The sequence below is a fragment of the Dietzia sp. B19 genome (genome assembly GCF_014145155.1).
Lineage (GTDB): Bacteria > Actinomycetota > Actinomycetes > Mycobacteriales > Mycobacteriaceae > Dietzia > Dietzia natronolimnaea.
The window spans coordinates 1-3,125 of record NZ_JAALED010000175.1; the positions used below are offsets into that span (position 1 = coordinate 1).

The 3,125-nt window shown below is 66.3% G+C and carries 3 protein-coding genes; 2 read left to right on the forward strand and 1 reads right to left on the reverse strand.

Going from position 1 to position 3,125, the window contains the following annotated elements; all coding sequences use genetic code 11:
- Window positions 1-326: 326 nt before the first annotated feature.
- Together G6020_RS06105 and G6020_RS16955 are read left to right on the forward strand one after the other, a co-directional pair.
- Window positions 327-1,970: a sodium:solute symporter family protein gene (locus G6020_RS06105; protein ID WP_182610003.1), complete on the forward strand. Its 1,644-nt coding sequence runs from the start codon at window positions 327-329 to the stop codon at window positions 1,968-1,970.
- Between the two features lie 14 nt (window positions 1,971-1,984).
- Window positions 1,985-2,116 (forward strand): putative transporter small subunit, encoded by a 132-nt coding sequence (locus tag G6020_RS16955; RefSeq protein WP_218873259.1) that lies wholly within the window; start codon window positions 1,985-1,987, stop codon window positions 2,114-2,116.
- 78 nt (window positions 2,117-2,194) lie between these two features.
- On the opposite strand, the gene G6020_RS06110 is transcribed toward G6020_RS16955, so the two are convergent.
- The gene (locus G6020_RS06110; RefSeq protein ID WP_179525781.1) at window positions 2,195-3,001 is read right to left on the reverse strand and encodes a glycosyltransferase; all 807 of its coding nucleotides are present in this window, start codon (window positions 2,999-3,001) and stop codon (window positions 2,195-2,197) included.
- Window positions 3,002-3,125 lie beyond the last annotated feature (124 nt).

Genomic DNA, 3,125 nt, shown 5'->3' on the forward strand with positions numbered 1-3,125 from the left:
GGGTGGACGGGCGAGCGGATGTGGAGTGGGGACGAGCGCGCGACCCGCGCGCGAGGGCGTGCGATGCCGTTTGCGTGCCGTTTGGTGATTTCCTCCAGTAAAAGCCTGGTCGAGCGCCGGAACTGCGCGGATAGAGCTCCATGCACTTGGCCATCCGCACAACGCCGTCCCCACGTCGATTCTTCGTTAAGGCGGTGCATTCACTAGGCTCAGCGTGTTCACATGACAAATGAAGAGGGAGAGGGGCAGATTTGCTGAGCTCTACAGCGCTGAGCGCAACGGCCGTGGTTCTACTTCTGGTGTTGTTCTACGGCGGCACCATGGTCATGTCCACACGGATCGCCAAGAGGAAAGAGAACGCCGACAGCTTCATGACCGCCGGCCACAAGATCGGGTTCGGGATCTCGGCCGCGTCGATGACCGCCACGTGGATCTGGGCGTCCTCCATGTACGCCTCGGTCAACTCCGGATACCTCTACGGCATTTCAGGGCCGATCCACTACGGGTTCTGGGGAGCCCTGATGATCCTGTTCATCTATCCCTTCGGTAAACGCATCCGCGAGGTCGCCCCGCAGGCGCACACCCTCGCGGAGGTCATGTTCGCCCGCCACGGTAGGTCCTCCCAGTTCATGCTGGCCGGATCCAACATCCTGGGTTCCGTCATCTCGTTGACGTCGAACTTCATCGCCGGTGGCGCGCTGATCTCCATGCTCAGCCCGTTCAGCTTCATCCAGGGCGTGATCGTGATCGCCTCAGGTGTCCTGCTCTATACGCTGTGGTCGGGCTTCCGCGCCTCGGTGCTCACCGACTTCGCGCAGGTGGTGGCGATGCTCGGTGCGGTGATCATCATCGTGCCGTCCATGTTCTTCTTCCTCGGCGGGATCGACCTGTTCACCAGCGGGGCTGACAATCTGACGCCGCAGCAGCAGTCGTTCTTCTCCTCGGACGCTTTCCTCAACCAGGGTGCGCCGTACATCGCGGCTGTGCTCGCCTACGCGATCGGCAACCAGACCATCGCGCAGCGGCTGTTCGCGGTGCGCGAGGACCTGATCAGGCCGACCTTCATCACGGCGACCATCGGGTACGGCGCCACGATCATCGGCATCGGCATGGTCGGCGTGCTCGCCCTCTACGCGGGGATCGATCCCGTCGACGGCGACCCGAACAACGTGCTTCCCCAGGTGGCGGCCGAGTACCTGCCCGGTGTCCTGGTGGCGGTGTTCTTCATCATGATCATCGGTTCGCTGTCCTCCACCGCGGACTCGGACCTGTCCGCGATGTCGTCGATCGCGATGAGCGACCTGTACGGGCAGGGCATGCGCGGCCGTGGCAAGGTGCCCAACCCCCGGGTGATGCTCATCGTCGGCCGGATCACCATGGTCCTGGCCACGGTGGCCGCCTTGTTCTTCGCCAACATCCGGTTCAACATCCTCGATCTGTTGGTGTTCGTGGGCGCGCTGTGGGGCGCACTGGTCTTCCCGGTGATCGCGAGCTTCTATTGGAAGAAGGTCACCAACTCGGCCTTCACCGTCTCCGTGCTGGTCGCCCTGGCGGTCTTCCTGCCCACTCGCTTCGGGCTGATCCCGGACTCCGGCGTGCTGGCATACGCCGTCGAGGCGCTCGCCGTGGTGGGTGTGGGCGTGGTCCTGGGCCTGATGGTGTTCGGCTTCCTGGGACTCAGGCCGGCGCTCGTCGTGGCTGTCGTCGCGGCACTCGGCAGCGCGCCGTTCATCCTCGGCTTCCTGCGTGACTACGACACGCTCACGGCCTCACTCGTCGCGTACGCGGTCAGCACGATCGTCTGCGTGGCGATGTCGTACCGCAGTTCGATGGACTACGACTTCGACGAGATCGCGTTGGCCACCGCCGATTACGACACCGACGCGGTGGCGGAGGAGCTCGCCGACGCCGACGCCAGGAACACGGCCGAGAACACGAACGATGACGACGACGACGTCGTCCGCGTCTAGGAGAGGAACTGCAGATGACACCGATACTTCTGACGATCTACGTCCTGATCTGGCCCGTGATCGTGGCCGGCGTCCTGGCCGTCCTGGTGGGAGCCTTCATCAGGGAGGCCGCCGAGGCCAAGCGGGACGGCGTGCCGATCATCTGAGCGTGCTCGACGGCACTACGGGTGTGCCCCCTCGCCGATTCCGGTGAGGGGGCACACCCGTGTCAGGAGCGGGGTCGGTCAGCTGTGGAAGATCCGTCGGTAGGCCGCGTTCATGGCGGGGGCGGGCAGGCGCCGGTAGGCGTTGCGGGCGAGGTAGTTGGCCACGGCGCGGGGACGGGAGATCATGCCCGCATCGAGGAGGGTGCGTTGAATGGTGCGCTCGGAGGCCGTGAGCTGGCGGCTCTTGCGACGGGAGAACTGCGCATCAGTGACGCGGAACTTCACCAGCGGTTCGGGCAGGTTGTGCAGGCGGTAGCCCGCGCCGATCAGGCGGATCATCAGGTCATAGTCCTCCTGGTAGGGCACGTGGCGGTACCCGCCGACGGCGCGGATGGCGTCGGTGCGGGCCAGCAGGGACGGGTTGTTGACCGGGTTGTTGATGCGCGCGTAGCGGGCGATGTCCTCGTGCTCGGTGGGCAGGGCGCGCATGGCCTTCGGGTGCTCCGGGTCGGTGTCGAACTCGAGCATCGCCGAACCCAGGACGTCCACCCCGAGCGTGCGGGCCGCGTCGAGTTGCCGCTCGAACCGCTCGGGCAGGGAGATGTCGTCGGCGTCCTGGCGGGCGACCCAGCTGGTCCGGACCTCGTCGAACCCGCGTTGGGACGCCGCGGCGGCGCCGAGGTTCTGGGGTAGCGCGAACCGCCGCAGGTCCGGGGTGGAGTCCAGGACCTCACGCAGCGCGGGCGACAGGGGACCGTCCTCCACCACGATCACCTCAGCCGGCTGAACCGTCTGCGCGTGCACACTGTCCAGGGCATCGCGGAGCTGCGAGGGCGCGATCGCGTGGTAGACGGTGAGCAGGACGGACAGTTCGGGGTCACGCATCGAGGTCCTCGCGGTCGGTCTGGGGGCGGGCAGGGTGCCGACGCCTGCGAGCAGTATCGCGGAGACCGGGGGTCTCTTCCGTCAGGCGTACCGCGAGGCGGCGGATGGCCGGGAGCAGCGGCGG